The organism is Herbidospora cretacea (assembly GCF_001570605.1).
GTDB lineage: Bacteria > Actinomycetota > Actinomycetes > Streptosporangiales > Streptosporangiaceae > Herbidospora > Herbidospora cretacea.
In genome coordinates this window covers 1-21,608 of sequence record NZ_BBXG01000024.1, presented here as the reverse complement: position 1 = coordinate 21,608, position 21,608 = coordinate 1, and the positions used below count along the sequence as shown (strand labels likewise).

General features: G+C 69.6%; 17 protein-coding genes and 1 rRNA gene. 8 read left to right on the top strand and 10 right to left on the bottom strand.

Translation table 11 applies throughout. The features are described 5' to 3' along the window. Positions 1-226 precede the first annotated feature (226 nt). From purL to purS, 4 genes are all read right to left on the bottom strand, one after another. Entirely contained in the window at positions 227-2,482 is a 2,256-nt protein-coding gene (gene purL, locus AW270_RS32785) for a phosphoribosylformylglycinamidine synthase subunit PurL (RefSeq protein ID WP_061300017.1), read from the bottom strand. Further along, positions 2,479-3,153: a phosphoribosylformylglycinamidine synthase subunit PurQ gene (gene purQ / locus AW270_RS32780; RefSeq protein ID WP_061300016.1), complete on the bottom strand. Its 675-nt coding sequence runs from the start codon at positions 3,151-3,153 to the stop codon at positions 2,479-2,481. The genes purL and purQ overlap by 4 nt, the downstream gene beginning before the upstream one ends. Positions 3,154-3,271: 118 nt before the next feature. Further along, a complete protein-coding gene (locus AW270_RS32775; RefSeq protein WP_051760628.1) occupies positions 3,272-3,670 on the bottom strand; it encodes an ATP-binding protein in 399 nt (132 codons plus the stop codon). 223 nt (positions 3,671-3,893) lie between these two features. Beyond that, a complete protein-coding gene (gene purS / locus AW270_RS32770; RefSeq protein WP_061300015.1) occupies positions 3,894-4,139 on the bottom strand; it encodes a phosphoribosylformylglycinamidine synthase subunit PurS in 246 nt (81 codons plus the stop codon). Positions 4,140-4,449: 310 nt separating this feature from the next. Between purS and pdhA the strand changes: the two genes are divergently transcribed. The 5 genes from pdhA (at position 4,450) to AW270_RS32745 (ending at position 9,023) form a co-directional block, all read left to right on the top strand. Next, positions 4,450-5,532: a pyruvate dehydrogenase (acetyl-transferring) E1 component subunit alpha gene (gene pdhA / locus AW270_RS32765; protein ID WP_061300014.1), complete on the top strand. Its 1,083-nt coding sequence runs from the start codon at positions 4,450-4,452 to the stop codon at positions 5,530-5,532. Beyond that, the gene (locus AW270_RS32760) at positions 5,529-6,503 is read left to right on the top strand and encodes an alpha-ketoacid dehydrogenase subunit beta (protein ID WP_082802015.1); all 975 of its coding nucleotides are present in this window, start codon (positions 5,529-5,531) and stop codon (positions 6,501-6,503) included. The genes pdhA and AW270_RS32760 overlap by 4 nt, the downstream gene beginning before the upstream one ends. 11 nt (positions 6,504-6,514) lie before the next feature. Next, positions 6,515-7,789: a dihydrolipoamide acetyltransferase family protein gene (locus AW270_RS32755; protein WP_061300013.1), complete on the top strand. Its 1,275-nt coding sequence runs from the start codon at positions 6,515-6,517 to the stop codon at positions 7,787-7,789. Positions 7,790-7,978: 189 nt separating this feature from the next. Beyond that, on the top strand, positions 7,979-8,716 hold the full coding sequence (locus AW270_RS32750) for a hypothetical protein (RefSeq protein ID WP_061300012.1): 738 nt from the start codon (positions 7,979-7,981) through the stop codon (positions 8,714-8,716). Between the two features lie 10 nt (positions 8,717-8,726). Beyond that, positions 8,727-9,023: a Dabb family protein gene (locus AW270_RS32745; protein ID WP_061300011.1), complete on the top strand. Its 297-nt coding sequence runs from the start codon at positions 8,727-8,729 to the stop codon at positions 9,021-9,023. On the opposite strand, the gene AW270_RS32740 is transcribed toward AW270_RS32745, so the two are convergent. Together AW270_RS32740 and AW270_RS32735 are read right to left on the bottom strand one after the other, a co-directional pair. Continuing rightward, positions 9,020-10,837, bottom strand: coding sequence for an acyl-CoA dehydrogenase (locus AW270_RS32740; protein WP_061300010.1), 1,818 nt, complete (start codon positions 10,835-10,837; stop codon positions 9,020-9,022). The two genes, AW270_RS32745 and AW270_RS32740, sit on opposite strands and share 4 nt — an antisense overlap. 125 nt (positions 10,838-10,962) lie before the next feature. Next, positions 10,963-11,409 (bottom strand): hypothetical protein, encoded by a 447-nt coding sequence (locus AW270_RS32735; RefSeq protein WP_061300009.1) that lies wholly within the window; start codon positions 11,407-11,409, stop codon positions 10,963-10,965. Positions 11,410-11,497: 88 nt separating this feature from the next. On the opposite strand from AW270_RS32735, the gene AW270_RS32730 reads away from it, so the two are divergent. After that, the gene (locus AW270_RS32730; RefSeq protein WP_061300008.1) at positions 11,498-11,956 is read left to right on the top strand and encodes a GNAT family N-acetyltransferase; all 459 of its coding nucleotides are present in this window, start codon (positions 11,498-11,500) and stop codon (positions 11,954-11,956) included. Here the strand turns inward: AW270_RS32730 and AW270_RS32725 are convergent. Together AW270_RS32725 and AW270_RS32720 are read right to left on the bottom strand one after the other, a co-directional pair. Beyond that, positions 11,943-13,952: a molybdopterin-containing oxidoreductase family protein gene (locus AW270_RS32725; protein WP_061300007.1), complete on the bottom strand. Its 2,010-nt coding sequence runs from the start codon at positions 13,950-13,952 to the stop codon at positions 11,943-11,945. The genes AW270_RS32730 and AW270_RS32725 overlap by 14 nt on opposite strands. Positions 13,953-13,956: 4 nt before the next feature. After that, the gene (locus tag AW270_RS32720; protein ID WP_157522963.1) at positions 13,957-15,234 is read right to left on the bottom strand and encodes a M20/M25/M40 family metallo-hydrolase; all 1,278 of its coding nucleotides are present in this window, start codon (positions 15,232-15,234) and stop codon (positions 13,957-13,959) included. A 210-nt stretch (positions 15,235-15,444) separates the two neighbouring features. Here AW270_RS32720 and AW270_RS32715 point away from each other — a divergent pair, with 210 nt between their 5' ends. Further along, positions 15,445-17,850 (top strand): lysylphosphatidylglycerol synthase transmembrane domain-containing protein, encoded by a 2,406-nt coding sequence (locus AW270_RS32715; RefSeq protein WP_245674979.1) that lies wholly within the window; start codon positions 15,445-15,447, stop codon positions 17,848-17,850. Here AW270_RS32715 and mgrA read toward each other — a convergent pair. Beyond that, positions 17,847-18,872, bottom strand: a complete 1,026-nt coding sequence (gene mgrA, locus AW270_RS32710; protein WP_061300005.1) for an L-glyceraldehyde 3-phosphate reductase — start codon at positions 18,870-18,872, stop codon at positions 17,847-17,849. The two genes, AW270_RS32715 and mgrA, sit on opposite strands and share 4 nt — an antisense overlap. Continuing rightward, positions 18,869-20,920 (bottom strand): S9 family peptidase, encoded by a 2,052-nt coding sequence (locus AW270_RS32705; RefSeq protein ID WP_061300004.1) that lies wholly within the window; start codon positions 20,918-20,920, stop codon positions 18,869-18,871. Before AW270_RS32705 ends, mgrA begins: the two co-directional genes overlap by 4 nt. A 429-nt stretch (positions 20,921-21,349) precedes the next feature. On the opposite strand from AW270_RS32705, the gene AW270_RS32700 reads away from it, so the two are divergent. After that, positions 21,350-21,608: ribosomal RNA gene (locus tag AW270_RS32700) — 16S ribosomal RNA — on the top strand; the annotation flags it as partial.

Below are 21,608 nucleotides of genomic sequence, written 5' to 3'. Positions count from 1 at the left end.
CGCTGCATGGGAGCGCGGCCAACGCGAAGAGGGCGTACCAGGGATTAATACGCGTTCACCGATGCGAAGACGTGATGTTCGCCGGACATCCAACGGCGCACCTTGCTCGTCTATCTCTCTGTCACCTGCTGTCACAGGCTTTGGGGTCGTGGGGGCCCCAATGCTCGTACGCATGACAGAGCCCCTCCGGATCGGCGCCGGAGGGGCTCTTTTCCTACGGATTCAGTCAGCCGAACACGCCCGGGAGCGTGGCCTCGTGAGAGGTCCGCAGTTCGGCCACCGTGGCCTCCAGCACACCCTCGACGACCAGGCGGTCGCCGCCGGTCTCGCCCAGGCCGTAGCAGGGGACGTCGAGGCGGGCGCACAGGTCGGTCAGCGTCTCGAAGTTCTCCGGCTTGAGGCAGACCAGCACCCGCGCCGCCGACTCGGAGAACAGGTCGACGAACGCGTCGCCGCCCGGCAGCGAGACGGTCGCGCCGATGCCCTGGGCCAGGCACGCCTCGGCGAGCGCGATGCCGAGCCCGCCGTCGGACAGGTCGTGGGACCCTTCGAGCAGGCCCTGCCGGGCCGCTTCGGTCAGCACGGACGCCAGGTCGCGCTCGGCCTCCAGGTTCACCCGGGGCGGCAGCCCGCCCAGGTGGTTGTGGGCGATGTGGGCCCACTCCGACCCGCCGAACTCGTCGTAGGTCGCGCCCAGCAGCACCACGCGCAGCCCCTCGGCGGTGAACCCGGATCTCACCCGCTTGGCGACGTCGTCGATGACGCCGAGCACGCCCACCACGGGCGTCGGGTTGATCGCGGCCGTGCCGGTCTGGTTGTAGAACGACACGTTGCCGCCGGTCACCGGCACCCCGAGGGTCTTGCAGGCGTCGGCCAGGCCGCGCACCGCCTCGGCGAACTGCCACATGACCTCGGGGTCCTCCGGCGAGCCGAAGTTGAGGCAGTTGGTCACCGCCAGCGGGGTCGCCCCGGTGACGGCCACGTTGCGGTAGGCCTCCGACAGCGCGAGCTGCGCGCCGGCGTAGGGGTCGAGCTTGGCGTAGCGGCCGTTGCCGTCGGTCGCCAGCGCGATGCCCCGGGTGGTGTCCTCGGCGCCTGGCATGACCTCGCTGACCCGCAGCAGCCCGGCGTCGGCCGGCTGGGCGAGCACGGTGTTGCCGCGCACGTAGCGGTCGTACTGGGAGGTCACCCACTCGCGCGACGACAGGTTCGGCGACGCGACGAGCTGGAGCAGCGTCTCCCGCAGGTCGGCCGGGCGCTCCAGGGAGTCGGGGGTGTCGAGGTTGAGGTCGTGCTGGCCGAGCGGCTCGTGGAAGGGGCGCTCGTAGACGGGGCCGTCGTCGGCGGCGGTGCCCGGCGGGATGTCGACGATCACCTCGCCGTCCCAGGTCATCACCAGGCGGCCGGTGTCGGTCACCTCGCCGATCACGGTCGCCGGGACGTCCCACTTCGCGCAGATCGCCAGGAACGCGTCGATGTCGCCGGGCGTGACCACGGCCATCATGCGTTCCTGCGACTCGCTCATGAGGATCTCCTCGGGCCGCAGCGTGGGATCGCGCAGCGGGACGAGGTTGAGGTCGACGTCCATGCCGCCGGTGCCCTTGGCCGCGAGCTCGGTGGTCGCGCAGGACACCCCGGCCGCGCCGAGGTCCTGGATGCCGACGACCACGTCGGCCTGGTAGAGCTCCAGGCAGCACTCGATCAGCAGCTTCTCCATGAACGGGTCGCCGACCTGGACGGCGGGCCGCTTGGCCTGCGACTCGTCCTCGAAGGTCGCCGACGCCAGGACCGAGGCGCCGCCGATGCCGTCGGCGCCGGTGCGGGCCCCGAAGAGCACGACCTTGTTGCCGGGCCCGGGGGCGGTGGCCAGCTTGATCTGGTCTTTGCGGAGCAGGCCGACGCAGAGCGCGTTGACCAGCGGGTTGCCGATGTAGCAGGGGTCGAAGACGACCTCGCCGCCGATGTTGGGCAGGCCCAGGCAGTTGCCGTAGTGGGAGATGCCCTCGACCACGCCCGGCAGCACCCGGCGGGTGTCGCCCTGGTCGAGCCCGCCGAACCGCAGCGAGTCCATCACCGCGACCGGCCGCGCGCCCATCGACATGATGTCGCGGACGATCCCGCCGACCCCGGTGGCCGCGCCCTGGTGGGGCTCGACGTAGGACGGGTGGTTGTGCGACTCGATCTTGAAGGTGGCCGCCCAGCCGTCGCCGATGTCGACGACGCCGGCGTTCTCGCCCATGCCGACCAGCAGCGCCTCGGACTTGGGGGCCTTGGTGCCGAACTGCCGCAGGTGCACCTTGGACGACTTGTAGGAGCAGTGCTCGCTCCACATGACCGAGTAGATGGCCAGCTCGGAGCCGGTCGGGCGGCGGCCGAGGATCGCCACCACCCGGTCGTACTCGTCGCGCTTCATGCCGAGCTCGGCGAACGGCATGTGCTCGTCTGGGCTCTGCTCCGCCCGCTTGACGGTGTCGAGATTCATGCGTCCACCAGCTTCCGGACGATCGAGGAGAAGAACCCGCGCCCGTCGACCCCGGGGGCGCCGGTCAGCTCTTCGACGGCGTGTTCGGGGTGGGGCATCAGGCCGACGACGTTGCCGGCCTCGTTGGTGATGCCGGCGATGTCGTTGAGCGAGCCGTTGGGGTTCGACCCGGTGTAGCGGAAGACCACCCGGCCGGAGGACTCCAGCTCGGCCAGCGTCCCGGCGTCGGCGACGTAGCGGCCCTCGCCGTGTTTGACCGGGAGGGTGATCTCCTGGCCCTCGGAGAAGTCGGCGGTCCAGGCGGTCGTCGCGTTGTCGACGCGGATGCCCTGGTCGCGGCAGACGTAGTGGAGGCCCGCGTTACGGACGAGCGCGCCCGGCAGCAGCTGCGCCTCGCAGAGGATCTGGAAGCCGTTGCAGGTGCCGAGCACCGGCAGCCCGGCCTGGGCGGCGGGGACGAGTTCGGTCATCAGGGGCGCGAACCGCGAGATCGCCCCGCACCGGAGGTAGTCGCCGTAGGAGAACCCGCCGGGGAGGAAGACCGCGTCCACCCCCTTGAGGTCGTGGTCGGCGTGCCACAGGGGCACCGCCTCGGCACCGGCCAGCCGCAGCGCACGCGCCGCGTCCTGGTCGTCTAGTGTTCCGGGAAAGGTGACGACGCCCACCCGCATGGTCCGAGCCTCCAAAAGCGCGCGCGAAGACACCGGCTCTTTACTGCCGGCGGTCGTTGGCGGTACGCCTCAGGTTATCGGACCACGTCGAGTGGGTCGTCGGGTGGGCTGACAGGGCTCAGACGGCGGCGAGCTCGCGGTCTTTGGCCATCGAGAGAGCGATGGCGTCGTGGTCCCAGTCGAGCTCCTTGCAGAGGCGCACGGTGGTGCCGCTGCCAGGGGTGATGTCGAAGGAGATCTCATCGACCACGGCCTGCATGATGAGGATTCCGCGTCCGTTCTCGACCTCGCCGGAGGGGTAGCGCTGCGGGATCGCGGTGAGCCCACGCCCACCGTCGACCACACGGAGCTCGCAGCGGCCGTCGTCGATGGCCGCTTCGACCTGGTAGCGGGCGGAGGGCCCGCCGTGGCGAACCGCGTTTGCGCACGCCTCGGAGGTGGCGAGGAGGATGTCGGACACACAGTCCTCCGTCACGCCGAGTGAACGAAGGGCGTCTCCGATCACGCGACGGACCATCGGGATGCCTACCGCATCCCTTGGTAGAGCGAGCGAGAACTCGATGTCCACGGGGTTCCCTCCCCGGTCGTCGTCGGTACCTAAGCAGAGCTTCCCTGTGTGATGAGGGCTAACCGCAAAATGACGCTCTTGTTATTTAGGCTGACCAGGGAGCCGGTTTACGGATGCCACATGCGACCCTTATGCCCCTTTGCGGAGTTCGGGTCGAGTGGAATGTACTGTTTTACCCCTCGACGCGGACGACGAAGTCTTCGATCACGGTATTGGCCAGCAGGGTTTCGGCCATCTTCCTGACCTCGGCGATCGCCGCCTCGTCGGCGGGTCCTTCGACTTCGACCTCGAACCGCTTACCCTGGCGCACGTCCGAAACGCCGGCGAACCCCAGACGGGGGAGCGCGCGGGCGATGGCCTGACCCTGCGGGTCGAGGATCTCCGGCTTGAGCATGACATCGACGATCACGCGCGCCACTTGGGGTGCTCCTTCTTGTGCGGCGGGTTCACGGCCCGAGCCGCAGCCGGCCGTGCCGTCAGCGGCTCGCTCCGGCTCAAGGATGGGGAGTGAGCGCGACAAGCTTATCCACAGGCTGTGGATGGTGTGGCCGCAGGTCGGAGGGGAACCGGAAAGGTGTGGAAATGGGTGTGGAGGCCAGGAGTGATGTCTGCCACCATGTCCGCATGCGCGGACGTTCCACCACCAAACGGGACGGAAGCGTAGAGAACCGGTCAGAACGCGATGGAGACCCCATTCGTGTACGACCCCGAATGCCCAGGAGTGGCGCATGACTGCCCCTACGACACCCCCGGAACTCGTTCAGCTCCTCACACCCGAGGGCGAACGGGTCGAGCATCCTGATTACGACATCGACCTGACGGCCGAGGAGATCCGGTCGCTCTACCGTGACCTGGTTCTGGTCCGGCGGGTCGACCTGGAGGCGGTGGCCCTCCAGCGGCAGGGAGAGCTCGGCCTGTGGGCCTCGCTGCTCGGCCAGGAGGCCGCCCAGGTCGGTTCCGGCCGGGCGATGACCGACGCCGACATGGCCTTCCCCACCTACCGCGAACACGGCGTCGCCTGGTGCCGCGGGGTCGACCCGCTCCACCTGCTCGGCCTGTTCCGCGGCGTCAACCACGGCGGCTGGGACCCGATCGAGCACAACTTCCACCTCTACACGATCGTCATCGGCTCGCAGACCCTCCACGCGGTCGGCTACGCCATGGGCATCCAGCGCGACGGGGCCGAGGCCGCCTCGCTCGTCTACTTCGGCGACGGCGCCACCTCCCAGGGCGACGTGAACGAGGCCTTCATCTGGGCGTCCGTCTTCAACGCGCCGGTCGTGTTCTTCTGCCAGAACAACCAGTGGGCCATCTCCGAGCCGCTGGAGAAGCAGTCGAAGATCCCCCTCTACAAGCGGGCCAGCGGGTTCGGCTTCCCCGGCATCCGGGTCGACGGCAACGACGTGTTCGCGTGCCTGGCGGTCACCCGGGCGGCGCTGCGCAACGCCCGCGAGGGCAACGGCCCGACCCTGGTCGAGGCGTTCACCTACCGCATGGGCGCCCACACCACCTCCGACGACCCGACGCGCTACCGGGTCGCCGACGAGCTGGAGGCGTGGAAGCTCAAAGACCCGATCGAGCGGGTCAAGGCCTACCTGTTCAGGAACCAGCTGGCCGACCAGGAGTTCTTCGACAAGATCGAGGCCGAGGCCGACCAGCTCGGCCGCGACCTGCGGGCCCGCTGCCTGGCCCTCGCCGACCCGCAGCCCGGCGCGATGTTCGACCACGTCTACGCCGAGCCCCACGCCCTCGTCGACGAGGAACGCGAGCAGTTCACCACGTACATGAGCGGCTTCGAGGGGGCCCAGTGACCACTCTGACCTTGGCCAAGGCCCTCAACGAGGGTCTGCGCGCGGCGATGGACGCCGACTCGAAGGTGCTCGTCATGGGCGAGGACGTCGGCAAGCTCGGCGGCGTGTTCCGGGTCACCGACGGCCTGCAGAAGGACTTCGGCGAAGACCGGGTCATCGACACCCCGCTCGCCGAGTCGGGCATCATCGGCACCGCGATCGGCCTGGCGCTGCGGGGCTACCGCCCGGTCTGCGAGATCCAGTTCGACGGCTTCGTCTTCCCGGCCGCCGACCAGATCATCACCCAGCTCGCCAAGATGCCCCTGCGCTCCCTGGGCAAGCTCAAACTGCCGGTGGTCGTCCGCATCCCCTGCGGCGGCGGCATCGGCGCCGTCGAGCACCACAGCGAGTCGCCCGAGACCTACTTCACCCACACGGCCGGCCTGCGGGTGGTGGCCTGCTCCAACCCGGTCGACGCCTACACCATGATCCAGGACGCGGTCCGCTGCGACGACCCCGTGGTGTTCTTCGAGCCCAAGCGCCGCTACTGGGACAAGGCCGACGTCGAGTTCGGCGCCCCCGGCCTGCCGCTCGACCGGGCCCGTGTGGCCCGCGAGGGCGACGACGTCACCCTCGTCGCCTACGGCCCCATGGTGAAGACCTGCCTGGAGGCGGCCGCCGCCGCGGAGGAGGACGGGCGCTCGGTCGGCGTCATCGATCTGCGCTCGCTCAACCCGCTCGACATGCCGGTCGTCCGCGACGCAGTCAACCGCACCGGGCGTTGCGTGGTCGTCCACGAGGCGCCGGTCTTCAACGGGCTCGGCGGTGAGATCGCGGCCCGGGTGACCGAGCAGTGCTTCTACCGCCTGGAGGCGCCGGTGCTGCGGGTGGGCGGGTTCTCCACGCCCTATCCGCCGTCGCGGCTGGAAGACCACTACCTGCCCGACCTCGACCGGATCCTCGAGGCCGTCGACCGCGTCTTCGGTTACTAGGAGCCGTCCGGATGAAACGTGACTTCAAGCTGCCCGACGTGGGCGAGGGCCTGACCGAGGCCGAGATCGTCCGCTGGCACGTCGCCGTGGGCGACACCGTGAAGGTCAACCAGATCATCGTCGAGATCGAGACCGCCAAGGCGGTCGTCGAGCTCCCGTCGCCGTTCGAGGGCGAGGTGGCCGCGCTCTTCGCCGCCGAGGGCGAGACGGTCGACGTCGGCAACGTCATCATCACCGTCGACGACGCGACCGAGGAGGCGCTGACCGAGAGCCTGGTCCCCGAGGAGCCCCAGAAGCGGGAGCCGGTGCTGGTCGGCTACGGCGTGAAGCAGGGCCCGAGCAAGCGCAGGGCCCGCAAGAGCCCCTCGGCGGTGCCCGACAGGCCGGCCGCCGAGCCCGTTCCCCTCTCCAACGGCTCGGACCGTCGCGTCGCCGTGCTGGCGAAGCCGCCGGTCCGGAAGCTGGCCAGGGACCTCGGGGTCGATCTGGCCGTCGTCGCGCCCAGCGGGCCGAACGGGTCGATCACCCGCGACGACGTGCTCGCCGCGCAGGCCGCGCCCGCCGCCCCCGCGGTCGCCGCGGTGGCGGCGGCGGAGCAGGATTTCATTCCGGTACGCGGGGTGCGCAAGGCCACCGCCGCAGCGATGGTGTCGAGCGCGTTCACCGCGCCTCACGTGACCGAGTTCCTGCAGGTCGACGTCACCGAGACGATGAACGCGGTGCGGCGGCTCCGCGAGCTGCCCGACTTCGCCGACGTCAAGGTCTCGCCGCTGCTGCTGGTGGCCAGGGCCCTGGTCACCGCGATGAAGCGGTATCCGCAGGCCAACTCGACCTGGACCGACGAGGCGATCATCCTCAAGAAGCAGGTCAACCTGGGCATCGCGGCGGCGACCCCGCGCGGCCTGGTCGTCCCGAACATCAAGGACGCGCAGGCGCTCACCCTGCCGGAGCTCGCCACGGCGCTCAGGGACCTGACCGAGCGGGCCAGGGCCGGGAAGAGCACCCCGGCCGAGATGTCCGGCGGCACCGTCACGATCACCAATGTCGGCGTCTTCGGCATCGACGCGGGCACCCCGATCCTCAACCCCGGCGAGTCGGCGATCCTGGCGTTCGGCCAGATCAGGGACATGCCGTGGGTGGTCGACGGGCAGATCGTGGTCCGCAAGGTCACCACGCTCGCGCTGTCGTTCGACCACCGGGTGATCGACGGCGAGCTGGGCTCCTACGTGCTCCGCGACGTCGGCGCCATGCTGGAGGATCCGCTCCGCATGCTGGCGTGGTCGTGACGGGTCGTGACGCAAGAGGCCTGCAAGTCGGCACCAGTGATCCCCAAGTGACTCCTTCTACCGTCGGAGGCGGGTTCCCGGACGGAACCCGCTGACCGTCGCGCGGCGAGGCGGTGCCGGGCCCCCTCGGAAACGGGCCTCGCCGCGCGGCACGGCGTCGGGAACGCTGTCCGAGAGGAGCAGGAGTCAGTGATCACGGAGTCCACGGCCTCCCATCGCGTCGCGGACTGCCTCGTCCGGGTGGACGACGTCCACCTGCCGATCGCCGAGGCCGTCACGATGGTCCGCCAGCTCTCCCACCGTGACCGCGCGATCCACGACGAGATCGTCGACCACTGCCTGATCAGGGCCGAGGTGCGGGCCGACGTCGAACCGCTGACCGAGGACGACCTGCGCGCCGCCGCCGAGGAGTTCCGCGACGGCGTCCCCCTGCGCGACCGGGCCGAGACCCTGGCGTGGGTGGCCGAGATGGGCATGAGCGGAGGCCAGTTCGAGGGGTTCATCACCCTGATCGCCCGCCGCCGCCGGTTCCGCCGCCGCAAGGAGGCCGAGCTCGCGCCCGGCTATCTGGCCCACCATCAAGACGACTTCGACCAGGTCAGGGCCATGTGGGTGACCAGCGCCCACCCGGTGAACGGGGAGATCCTGCGCGGCCTCGGCGGGCTGCTCGGCTGCCCCGAGGCGGCCGTCGTCGTCGGCACCCGCCTGGCCCGCGACCTGCCGGCCCCGCTGCGGCACGCGCCGCGCGACACGCTGGTGGGCCCGGTGGCCTTCGAGAGGGGCTATCTCACCGGCCTGGTGCTGGAGCGCCGGGCCGCCGGCGCCGACTCCGAGACACTGGCGATGGCCGGGCGGGCGGCGTTCGGGGAGTGGCTGACGGCCCGCCGGGAGCGGGCCTCCATCGAGTGGCACTGGACGACGTCCTAGGCTGACGCCCATGTTCCGTCACATTGTGCTGCTGCGCTGGATCGACGAGGCCACCGACGAGCAGAAGGCCGCCGTCGTCGCGGGGCTGGAGACGCTCCCGGTCGCCATCCCCGAGGTCAGGAAATACGTCATCGGTACCGACGCCAAGGTCAGCGAAGGCACCTTCGACCTCGGCATCGTGGCCGACTTCGACTCGGCCGACGACTACGTCGTCTACCGCGACCACCCGGTCCACCTGAAACTGATCGACGACGTCATCAAGCCGATCCTGGCGGGCCGGGCGGCCGTGCAGTTCCCGCTCGGTTAGAAGGCGCTCTCCGGCAGGTCCATCAGCTCCTGCGTGGTCGCCGCCAGCATGCGCCGCTCCGACTCGATGCGGGGCAGCACGTTGGCGGCGAAGAAGGTCGCCGCGGTGACCTTGCCGGCGTAGAAGTCGTCGTCGTGGTCGGCGAGGTTCTTCAGCGCGATCTCGGCCTGCCGGAGCAGCAGCCATCCGATGATCACGTCGCCGAGCGCCATCAGGAACCGGGTGGTGTTGAGGCCGACCTTGTAGACCTCCTTCGGCGACTCCAGCGACGAGATCGCCCAGCCGGCCATCGTGTCGGCCATCGCCTTGACCTCGTCGGCGGCGTCGCCGAGCAGGCCGCGCTCGACCTTGAGGCGGCCGTTGCCGGCGTCGGAGGCGGCGAACGCCTTGATCTGGCCGAGGATCTCGCCCAGCGCGGCGCCCTGGTTGCGCAGCACCTTGCGGAAGAACAGGTCCAGGCCCTGGATCGCCGTGGTGCCCTCGTAGAGGGAGTCGATCTTGGCGTCCCGGATGTACTGCTCGATCGGGTAGTCCTGCAGGAAGCCCGACCCGCCGAGGGTCTGGAGCGAGCGGGCGAGCAGCTCGTAGGACCGCTCGGAGCCGACGCCCTTGACGATCGGGAGCAGCAGGTCGTTGACCGCCTCGGCCATCTCGTCGCGGCGGCCCTCCGACTGGGCGACCTGGACGGCGTCCTGGAAGGTGGCCGTGTAGAGGACCAGCGCGCGCATGCCCTCGACGTAGGACTTCTGGAGCATCAGCTCGCGGCGGACGTCGGGGTGGGCGGTGATCGGGACCCGGGGGGCCGTCTTGTCGGCCATCTTGGTCAGGTCGGCGCCCTGGAGACGGTTCTTGGCGTAGTCGAGGGCGTTGAGGTAGCCGGTGGAGAGCGTGGCGATGGCCTTGGTGCCGACCATCATGCGGGCGTTCTCGATCACCGTGAACATCTGCTTGATGCCCTCGTGGCTGTCGCCGACCAGGTAGCCGATCGCGGGGTGCCGGTCGCCGAAGGTGAGTTCGCAGGTCGTGGAGACCTTGAGGCCCATCTTCTTCTCGACGTTGGTGACGTAGACGCCGTTGCGCTCTTTGAGCTCGCCGGTGTCCAGGTCGACCAGGAACTTGGGCACCAGGAACAGCGACAGGCCCTTGGTGCCGGGGCCGTGGCCTTCGGGGCGGGCCAGGACCAGGTGGAAGATGTTCTCCGCCATGTCGTGCTCGGCGCTGGTGATGAAGCGCTTGACGCCCTCGATGTGCCAGGTGCCGTCGGGCTGCTCGACCGCCTTGCTGCGGCCGGCGCCGACGTCGGAGCCGGCGTCGGGCTCGGTCAGCACCATCGTGGAGCCCCAGCGGCGGTCGACGGCCAGCTGGGCGAACCTCTTCTGGTCGTCGTTGCCCAGAGTGTGGAGCACGTGGGCGAACTGCGGCCCGCACGCGAACATCCACACGGCCGGGTTGGCGCCCAGCACCATCTCGGCGATGGCCCAGCTCAGGGACCGCGGTCCGGGGGTGCCGCCCAGCTCAGGCTGGAGTTCCAGCCGCCACCATTCGGCCTCGACCCAGGCGTTGTACGACTCCACGAAGCTCTTCGGCATCGTCACGCTGCTCGTGGCGGGGTCGAAGACCGGGGGGTTGCGGTCGGCGTCGGTGAACGACGCGGCGATCGGCCCTTCGGCCAGCTTGGCGACCTCGTCGAGGATCGCGTGGGCGGTCTCCTCGTCGATCTCGGCGAACGGCCCGGAGCCGAAGAGTTCACCCCGGTTGAAGACCTCGAAGAGGTTGAACTCCAGATCGCGGATGTTGCTCTTGTAGTGGCCCATCACCGCTCCTCCGATATGAGTGCTACTGATGAGTAACTCTACCGGAATGCTACCCGTCAGTAACCCCCCATAAGCGGTTATTTCGCCGGGTGACGTGCGTCACCCGGCGAGCCTTCGAGCCTCCGCTACCTCTGGGCCGCCCGCCCCCGCATGGTCATGGCCACGATGCCGGTCAGCAGGTAGATCCACGCGCCGCCCCAGAGCGCGTCCCACGCGGCGCCGAAGACGCCCTCGCCGTCGAGCACGAGCTGGATCGGGTAGATCAGGATCGCCGAGCCGGCCGCCGGGTAGAGCGCGAACCGCCACGGGTGGCGCAGCGACCAGTTGCGGGCCTGCTGGGTGACCCGGTCGCCGACGTTCGGCTTGGAGATCGCGCCGATGGACGCGACCAGGGTGAACAGGGTGACACCCACACCGAGGGCCCAGGCCAGGTCGGCCGACCCCGTGATGAGCCCCAGCAGGATGCTGGTCGTCGCGACCGCTCCGCCGGTGACGGCCGCGGCCTTCCAGGGCGCGCCACGCAGGGCCGCGCCGGCGAGCGACATCTCGTCGCGTCGAGTCAGTTCGTTCATGTATCAAGAGTGCGGAATCGGAGGGTCTGTCCGCATCGGGGAAGCCCCTGAGCGCTCCCTGAGGCACCCTTGGGGCATTCTGGAGCCCATGGGACCGAGCTCCGCGATCTTCCGCGTGGCGACCAGGGCCGACGTGCCGCGCATCGTTGACCTGCTCGCCGACGACGCGATCTCCCGCTCCCGTGGTCACGTCTCGCCCGTGGGCGAGGGCCACTGGGCCGCCTACGACGCGATCGAGGCCGATCCGCGCAACGAGCTGGTGGTCGCCGAGGTCGGCGGTGTGGTGGTGGGGACGATGCAGCTCACGTACATCCCCGGACTGTCCCGGGACGGCGCGGAGCGGGCCCAGGTCGAGGCGGTCCGGGTCGCGGCCGACCATCGGGGGCGCGGGCTCGGCCGGGCCTTCATGACCTGGGCGGTCGAGCGGGCCCGCGCGCGGGGGTGCGGCATCGTCCAGCTCACGACCGACAAGCGGCGGCACGACGCGCACCGCTTCTACGCCTCGCTCGGGTTCACCGCCAGCCACGAGGGCTTCAAGCTGGGGTGATCTCGACCAGGTTGTCGTGGTAGACGGCGCCCCGGCCCAGGTCGGCGTCGCGTTCCTCGACGACCGCGTTGGCGTTCGCGCCGCCGCTCAGCTTGGGCCAGTGGCCCTTCGGAGAGGCCGCCACGCCCGGACGGACCTTGTCGGAGACCTCCAGCGACCCCTCGAACGCGCCGAACCGGTTGGAGACCCTGACCCGCGACCCCGGGACCAGGCCCCGGCGCTCGGCGTCCTGTGGGTGGACGACCACGGTCGGGCCCTTCGAGCGTCTGAGCAGCTCGGGGTTGTTGGCGAAGATCGTGTTGAGGAAGGTGTGGGAGGCCGGGGTGATCAGCGTCAGCCGGCCGTCCTCGCGCGAGCGGGCGCTCAGGGACGGCACGTAGGTGGCGACCCGGGGCAGGCCCGCCTTCCCGGCCAGGTCGGAGACGAACTCCAGCCGGCCGCTCGGGGTGGGGAAGCCGTCGGTGAAGGGCACGAAGGGGTCGGCCACGTCGAGCCGGGCCCAGCCGCGTTTGCGCAGCTCGTCGAGGTGGATCGTGGGAGTGCCCTCCAGGAGCTCGGCGGCGATCTCCAGGTCGGTGGCGTGCAGCGCGGGATGGGTCAGGCCCATCTTCGCGGCCAGGCGGCGGAAGGTCTCCGTGGTCGACAGCGCCTCCCCGGCGGGGGCGACGGCCGGTTCGTTCCACATCAGATACATGTGGCCGTAGCCCTCGTGCAGGTCCAGGTGCTCGATCTGCATGGTGGCCGGGAGCACGACGTCGGCGTAGTCGACGGTGTCGGTGGGGAACTGCTCCATGACCACGGTGAACAGGTCGTCGCGGAGCAGCCTCTGCCTGATCCGGTTCTGGTCGGAGGTGGAGCCCATCGGGTTGGCGCCGTACACCCAGAGGCATTTGACCGAGTCGTCGAGGCTGTCGGCGAGGCGGGTCATCGTGAGGCTGCGCACCGGGTGGGGGAGCAGCTCGGGGCGGTGGTCCACTTTCAGCGGCACGTGGGCCGAGGTCGAGAAGGCCACGCCGCCGCCGGGGTGGCGCCAGTCGCCGGTCACGCCGGGGATGCAGGCGATCAGCCGCATGGCCGAGCCGCCGCCCTCGTGGCGCTGGATGCCCATCGTGGCGCGGATGCCGGTCGGGCGGGTGTGCGCGAGCCGCCGGCCCAGGGCGCGGATGTCCTCTTCGGGCAGGCCGGTGATCTCGGCGACCCGCGACGGGGGGTACTGGAGGATCTCGGCGCGGAACTCGTCCCAGCCGAGTGTGTGGTTCTCCAGGTAGTCGTGGTCCTCGGCGCCCTCTTCGAGGACGACGTGCAGCAGACCCAGCGCCAGCGCCCCGTCGGTGCCCGGCGCGATGGGCAGGTGCTCGTCGGCCTGCTCGGCGGTGCGGGTGCGGATGGGGTCGATCGCGACGATGTGGGCGCCGTTCGCGCGGGCGTCCTGAATGAACTTCCACAGGTGGTGGCCCGAGGTCAGGGTGTTGGTGCCCCACAGGAGGATCAGCTTCGACAGCGCGAACGTCTCGGGGTCCATGCCGCCGGGGGTGCCCATGGTCAGCCGGAGGCCGTCGTTCCCAGCCCGCGAGCAGATGTTCATGTCGTGGAAGGAGGCCCCGAGGGCGTTCCAGAAGCGCCGCCCGGCCAGGCCCGACTCGCCCTGGACGAAACCGAGCGTGCCGGTGCCCTGGTAGGGCCAGATGGCCTCGCCCCCGTGCTCGTCGACGATCTCCCGCAGCTTCGTGGCGAGGATGTCGAGCGCCTCGTCCCAGCTGATGCGCTCGAACTCCCCGGAGCCCTTCGGCCCGACTCGCTTCATCGGGTGGAGGATCCGCTCGGGCGAGGCGGCGTGTTCCAGGTAGCGGTTCACCTTCACGCAGAGCGCGCCCCGCGTGTAGGGCTGCTCCTTGTTGCCCCGCAACGAGGTGGCCTCACCGTCCCGGACGGTCACCACCCACGAGCACGTATCCGGACAATCAAGAGGACATGCCCCCAGAACCCGCAATTCCATCTCGTCATCGTACGGGGCCCCTGTCGAAGGCGAGCTTCTCCACCATGGAGGCCACGGCGTCGCCGCTCACGTCGAGGACCTGCCGGTTCACGTTCTCGATCGTGTCGCAGAGCTTGTGGTAGCACGGGTCGTACGCCTGGTTCCCGGAGCCGCCGTATCGCTGGGCCTGTTCCGGGGTCTTGATGTCCTCCGCGCCGGTGAAGATGCCGCCCGCCGGGATCCCGGCCTTCATGAACGGCCCGTAGTCCGACCGGCCGTCGAACGCGACCTCCTCGGCGGGCAGCCCGCGCCGCTCGTAGAACTCCCTGGCGGCGTCCTCGATCGCGTTGTCGCTGTCGTAGATCCCGTTGGCGTGGTTCTTGGTGGCGACCATGTCGAGGTTGACGTAACCGGCGATCTTGGCCTTCTCCTGCGGCGACAGGCCCTTCACGTAGTGGGTCGACCCGATCAGGCCGACCTCCTCGGCCCCCCAGAACGCGAACCGGACCGCCCGCTCGGGCCGCATCCGGGCCATCTGGGTGGCGATCTCCAGCACGACCGCGACCCCGGAGCCGTTGTCGTTGATCCCCGGCCCGGCCTCCACCGAGTCGAGATGCGCCCCGAGGACCAGCACGTCGTCGGGGTCGCCCTGGGTGGTCTGCGCGATCACGTTCCGGGTGGACTTGGTGGAGGAGGCGGTGCTGGTCTCCACCGTCACCGTCCCCTCGAAGCGCGCCTCGGGGGCCACGCCCACGACCGGGAGCGTCACGCCCGGCTCGCTCAGCGACCCCTTCAGCTCACCGGGCTTGGAGTTGACCACGATCAGCGCGCCCGCCTCGGCCCAGACGGCCCAGTCGGCCTTCACCCGGAACGGGCAGCCGCCCCGGTTGGTCACCGCGATCGAGCCGCGCCGGAACCCGGCCCAGTCGGCCTCGTGGCAGCCGGTCCCGGCGGCCTGCGCGGGCCCCGAGACCCGGCCCGACGGGGAATAGGCGAAGGTCGCCGCGGTGACCGGGACACCGGCCGCGGTCACCACCGCCGGGCTCACCTCGCGGTAGTGCGGCAGCGTGAACGTCTGCGAGGTCACCTGGTAGCCGGCCGCGCGGAGCACGCGCTCGACGTACTGGGCCGAGGCCTCGTAACCTGCGCTGCCGACCGCCCGGTTGCCGTGCAGCTCGCCTATTTCGGCCAGGGCCTGAACGTGGGCGAAGACGTTCGGCTCGGTGACCGCCTCGTCCAGCCCCGGATCGGCCGACAGACCGGTCGTTGTCAGCACCAGAGCCGCAGTCACCACAATGCGCACAGTTTCCCCCTTGACGAACGGGCCGGGGGAAGGCGGCACCAGACTGGCAGTCGCACAATGTTTCCGGCCAGGTTCCGGGGTTACGGCGCGTCGGCGCGAAACGGGCCCCGATCCATAGACTCGTCCTCGGGGGGACTCGGGGGGTCAGGTCGCTGAGCCGTGACATCCGATTGTGGACACTGGCAACAAAGATCGCAGACAATCACGGTGGTGAGGGGCATCAAAGAAAAGGACGACTCGCTGACGTCCCCGGATTCCGGGGTCGTCCTCGTCGTCGAGCCCCTGCTGCCGCAGCGCATCCGCCGGCCGTCCGACCTGCTCCGGCTGTTGATGACGCTGCTGGCGATCACGGCGGTCGTGCTGCTCGCCCTGGTCGCCCAGCGGACGCTCAACGGGCTGGAGAACGACGTCCAGGCGGGCACCGGCCGGGCGCCCGAGTGGATCTCCTCGATCGCCGGGCTGCTGGGCGGCGTCGCCGTGCTGGCCGTGCCGGTCGCCTTCGCCGTCGAACGGGTCTTCCACCGCGACGGCATGCGGGTCGCCCAGGGGCTGATCGCGGCGATCCTGGCCCTGCTGCTCTCCTACGCGCTCGGCGAGTGGGTGGTCAACTCCGGCCCGGTCGAGCTGCGCCAGCTCCTCACCGGCAACCGCGACGTGGAGCCGCTCAACACGGTCCTCACCCCGGCGATCGCCTACGCCACGGCCGTGCGGATGTCCCGGCGGCCACGCTGGCGGGCGCTGATGTGGGTCGCCCTGATCCTCGACTTCTTCGCGCTGTTCACGTCCGCGAAGATCACCGTGCTGGGCGCGATCGTGACCTACCTGGTGGGGCTGTTCGTCGGCTTCGCCACCCTCTACGGCGTCGGCAGCGCCAACACCCGGCCGCCCGGCAGCGCCGTCGTGGCCGCGCTCAGGCGTCTCGGCTTCTCGATCGTCAGCGCCCGCCGGATCGACGACGACAGCTCCGGCAGCCGCCGCTACATCGTCGGCACGGCCGACACCAGCCGCCTGTCGGTGACCGTCCTCGACCGCGACCGGCAGGTCGCCGGGGTCGTCTACCGCCTCTGGCGGCGGCTGCGGCTCAACAGCGAGACCCGCAGAAGGGCCATCCGGTCGCTGCGGGCCGAGCTGGAGCGCGAGGCCCTGATGGCGTACGCCGCCCAGGCCGCCGGGGCCAGCACCCCCAAACTGCTCGGCACCAGCGAGATCGGCACCGAGGCCGCCCTGCTGGCCTACGAACACGTCGAGAGCCGCCCGATCGAAGACCTCCCCGACGAGGACCTCGGCGACGAACTCCTGGCCGAGATGTGGGAGCAGGTACGCCTGCTGCACGCCCGCCGGCTGGCCCACCGCCACCTGACCGGCGAGTCGATCCACCTGTCGGCCGACGGCCGCATCGTGCTCGTCGACGCCCGGTCGGGCGAGATCGCCGCCGGTGACCTGCTGCTGCGCCTCGACGTCGCGCAGCTGCTGGCCTACCTGGGCCTGCGGGTCGGCCCCGAACGGGCCGTCAAGACCGGCGCGGCCGTGCTCGGCGCCGACACCGTCGCCTCGGCGCTGCCGCTGCTCCAGCGCATCGCGCTCGCCCGCGAGACCCGGACCGCCGCCCGCAAGCACAAGAACCTGCTGCCCGCCCTGCGCGAGCAGATCGTCGCGCTCAAGCCGCAGGCCGCCGTCGAGGAGGTCCGGCTCGAACGGTTCCGGCCCCGGACCCTCGTCACGATCATCGCCAGCGCCATCGCCGCCTATCTGGTGCTGTCGCAGCTCAGCCAGGTCAACCTGATCACGGTGATCACCAGCGCCCACTGGGGCTGGGGCGGGGTCGCCCTGGTCGCCGCCGCGGCCAGCTACCTGGCCGCCGCCTCGATGCTGCGCGGGTTCGTGCCCGAGCAGCTGCCCTTCGGGCGCACGGTGCTGGTCCAGCTCGCCTCGTCGTTCGTCAAGCTGGTCGCGCCCGCCGCCGTCGGCGGTGTCGCGATCAACACGCGCTACCTGCAGAAACGCGGAATCCCCGCCGGGCAGGCGGTGGCCAGCGTGGGCGCCTCGCAGCTCATCGGGCTGGCCTCCCACATCCTGCTGCTGGTGCTGTCGGGATATCTGACCGGCACCCAGGCGGCGCCCTCGCTCACCCCGTCACGCGGGATCCTGATCTCCCTGCTCGCCGCCGCCGTCGTGATGGTGATCATCCTGGCCGTGCCGCCGCTGCGGCGGATGCTCTCGACGCGGGTCAGGTCGCTGTTCAGCGGCGTGGTGCCCCGGCTGCTCGACGTGCTCCAATCGCCTGCGAAGATCATCGAGGCCGTGACCGGGACAGTGTTGGTCACGGTCTCTTTCGTCATCTGCCTGGCCGCCTGCGTGAAGGCGTTCGGCGGTGAGCTGAGCATCACCGCCGTCGCCGTCGTCTTCCTCGCCGGGAACGCCATCGGCTCGGCCGCGCCGACGCCCGGTGGCCTCGGCGCGGTCGAACTGTCCCTCACGGCGGGTCTCACCGTCGCCGGGCTGCCCCAGCCGGTGGCCGCCTCGGCCGTGCTGCTGTTCCGCCTGATGACCTTCTGGCTCCCGGTCCTCCCGGGGTGGGCCTCGTTCACCTGGCTCCAGCGCAACGACCAGCTCTAGCCGTCGCTGCTGCGCTTCCACAGGTTGATGCCGGCCTCGACCGCGTCCTTGTCGATCGCGTCGAGCTCCGCGTCGGTGAACCGCAGGTTCTTGACCGAGTCGAGGCTGTCGTCGAGCTGCTTGACGCTGCTCGCCCCGATCAGCACCGAGGTCACCCGCTCGTCGCGCTGCGCCCAGGCCAGGGCCATCTGCGCCAGCGTCTGGCCGCGCTCCTTGGCCAGATCGTTGAGTGTACGGATGTGCCGCAGCGTCTCCTCGGTGAGGAGGTCGGGGCTGAGCGACTTGCCCTGCGAGGCCCGCGACCCCTCGGGCACGCCGTTCAGGTAGCGGTCGGTCAGCATGCCCTGCGCCAGCGGGGAGAACGCGATGCACCCGACACCCAGGTCACCGAGGCTGTCGAGCAGCCCGCCCTCGATCCACCGGTTGAGCATCGAGTAGGACGGCTGGTGGATCAGCAGCGGCGTGCCGAGCGACTTCAGGATCTCGTACGCCTCCACGGTCCTCTCCGGGGAGTAGGACGAGATGCCCGCGTACAGCGCCCGCCCCGACCGGACGGCCGTGTCGAGCGCGCCCATCGTCTCCTCAAGAGGGGTCTCCGGGTCGAACCGGTGGCTGTAGAAGATGTCGACGTAGTCGACGCCCATCCGCTTCAGCGACTGGTCGAGGCTGGCCAGCACGTATTTGCGCGAACCCCACTCGCCATAGGGCCCCGGCCACATGTCGTAGCCGGCCTTGGTCGACAGGATCAGCTCGTCGCGGTACGGCCGGAAGTCCTGGGCGAAGATCGTGCCGAAGTTCTTCTCCGCCGAGCCGTAGGGCGGGCCGTAGTTGTTGGCCAGGTCGAAGTGGGTCACCCCGCGGTCGAACGCGCGGCGCAGGATCGCCCGCTGCGACTCGATCGGCTTGTCGTCACCGAAGTTGTGCCACAGCCCCAGCGACACCGCCGGCAACTTCAGCCCACTGCGCCCGGTCCGGTTGTAGGGCATCGGCCCATAGCGGTCGGCGGCGGCGACATACGTCATGCGGTCACTCCAAGTCGGTCGAGAATCCAGGACAGCGCGAACGCCTCCTCGTGCCACGCGTCGTAGCGCCCGCTGCGACCACCGTGCCCGGCCCCCATCTCGGTCTTCAGCAGGAACGGCCCGCCCTTCGCGGTGTCGCGCAGCCGCGCGATCCACTTGGCCGGCTCGTGGTAGAAGACCCGGGTGTCGTTGAACGAGGTGATCGCGAGTATCGGCGGATACGTCACGTCACGCACATTCTCGTAGGGCGAGTACGACTTCATGTACTCGTACACCTCGGGGTTGTGCAGCGGGTCGCCCCACTCGTCCCACTCGATGACGGTCAGCGGGAGCGACGGGTCGAGGATCGTGTTGAGCGCGTCGACGAACGGCACCTCGGCGAGGACCCCGGCGAACTCGCCGGGGGCGAGGTTGGCCACCGCGCCCATCAGCAGCCCGCCGGCGCTGCCGCCCCGCGCCACGATCGCGCTGGACCGGGTGGTCTTCAGGTGCCGCGCCACGGCCACGAAGTCGGTGAAGGTGTTCTTCTTCGCGAAGAACTTGCCGTCCTCGTACCACCGGCGGCCCATCTCGCCGCCGCCCCGCACGTGCGCGACCGCGAAGACCAGGCCCCGGTCCAGCAGGGACAGCCGGGCGACCGAGAAGTAGGGGTCGATCGAGGTCTCGTAGCTGCCGTAGCCGTAGAGGAGCGTCGGCGCCCGGTCGGGCGTGCCCTTCCTCACCACGAGCGAGATGGGGATCTTCGTGCCGTCGTCGGCGACGGCCCACTCGCGGAACTGCTCGTAGTCGCCGGGGTCGTAGCCGCCGAGGACCGGCCGCCGGCGCAGCAGGATCAGTTCGCGGGACCGGAGGTCGTAGTCGTACACGGAAGGAGGCGTGATCATCGACGTGTAGCCGAGGCGCAGCCGGTTGGTGACGAACTCGCCGTTCCCGCTCGGGGCCACGTCGTAGAGCGGCTCGGGGAACTCGATCTCGTACGGGTCCTGCCCGTCCGGCAGGATGCGGATGCCGGTCAGCCCCTCCCTGCGGAAGTGGACGACCAGGTGGGAGGCGAAGGCGTCGACGTCGAGCAGCCGGGTGGTCTCCTGGTGGGGGATGAGCGGCGTCCACGCCGAGGGGTCGGAGACCGGCGCGCTCGCGAGCTCGAAGTTCTCGGCGTTCTCGTTGTGCAGGATCAGGAAGCGCTCGCCCTGGTGGTCGAGGTGGTATTCCAGCCCCTTCTCGCGGGGGCGGACCACCTGGAACTCGCCCGACGGGTCGAGCGCGTCGAGGAACCAGACCTCGCTGGTGATCTTGCTGTGCGCGTTCAGCAGCAGGTAGCGCTCACTGCGGGACAGGCCGATGCCGACCCAGAAGCGCTCGTCGGCCTCGTGGAAGACCTCGTGGTCCTCCGATTCGCCCAGCGTGTGGCGGTGCACGCGGTCAGGGCGCCAGGCGTCGTCGACCGTCGTGTAGAAGAACGTGCCGCCGTCCTTCGACCAGGCGCCGCCGTAGAAGATCCCGGTGATCTCGTCGGCCAGCAGCTCGCCGGTCGCCAGGTTCTTGAAGCGCAGGGTGAACCGCTCGTCCCCCGCGAAGTCCGTCGAGTACGCCAGCATCGTGCCGTCAGGGCTGACCCTGCTCACCCCGAGGCTGAAATAGGGACTGTCGCCGGCCAGCTCGTTCCCGTCGAGCACGACCTGCTCGTCGTCGAGCTTGCTGCCGGGCTCGACCGTCGGGGGGTCCTCTCCCTCGGCCGGTACGCGGCACTGGATGCCGTACTGCTTCCCTTCCTCGGTACGGGAGTAGTACCACCAGGCCCCGAGCCGCGTCGGGACCGAGAGGTCGGTCTCCTGGGTGCGGCCCTTGATCTCCTGGAAGATGCTGTCGGCCAGGGGCTTGAGGCGTCCGGTGACCTGCTGGGTGAAGACGTTCTCGGCCTCCAGATGGGCGACGACGCCGGGGTCGTCCTTCTTCGCGAGCCAGGCGTATTCGTCGATCACGGTGTCGCCGTGATGCGTACGCTCAACAGGGTCCTTCTTCGCCGTCGGTGGCTGCTCACTACTCACGCGGTCGAGTCTAGGCACCCATACTTTGATCTCCCGTGGGAATGCGCCGGGCGGTGTCGTCGTTGAAAACGGTTCGACGGCCCCTGAGGGGCTGCTAATCTTGAGGAGTCGGGGACGCCCCCGGCGAACCCCCTCCAACACCACCCGGGGAACCGGGCGATTTGACATCGCCGGGGATGCGGGTAAGTTAGAGGGGTTGCTCTTCGGCAGGAACCGCAAAAAGTGCCAGTTTGACACTAGCGGGAAACGCTGAAAAGCTAAAGGCACAACAGCAACACGAAACACAATCTTAAAAAGCAAGACCGTTTCTTGAGAACTCAACAGTGTGCTAAAAGCCAGTGCATGATGCACAACCCCGTCATTTGATGACGGATTCCTTTGGTTGACATTCATGACGAATGTTGGCTGGGAGAACATCTCTGAAGACATCTTTTGGAGAGTTTGATCCTGGCTCAGGACGAACGCTGGCGGCGTGCTTAACACATGCAAGTCGAGCGGAAAGGCCCTTCGGGGTACTCGAGCGGCGAACGGGTGAGTAACACGTGAGTAACCTGCCCCTGACTCTGGGATAAGCCTGGGAAACTGGGTCTAATACCGGATACGACATCTTCCGGCATCGGATGGGTGTGGAAAGTTTTTTCGGTCAGGGATGGGCTCGCGGCCTATCAGCTTGTTGGTGGGGTAGTGG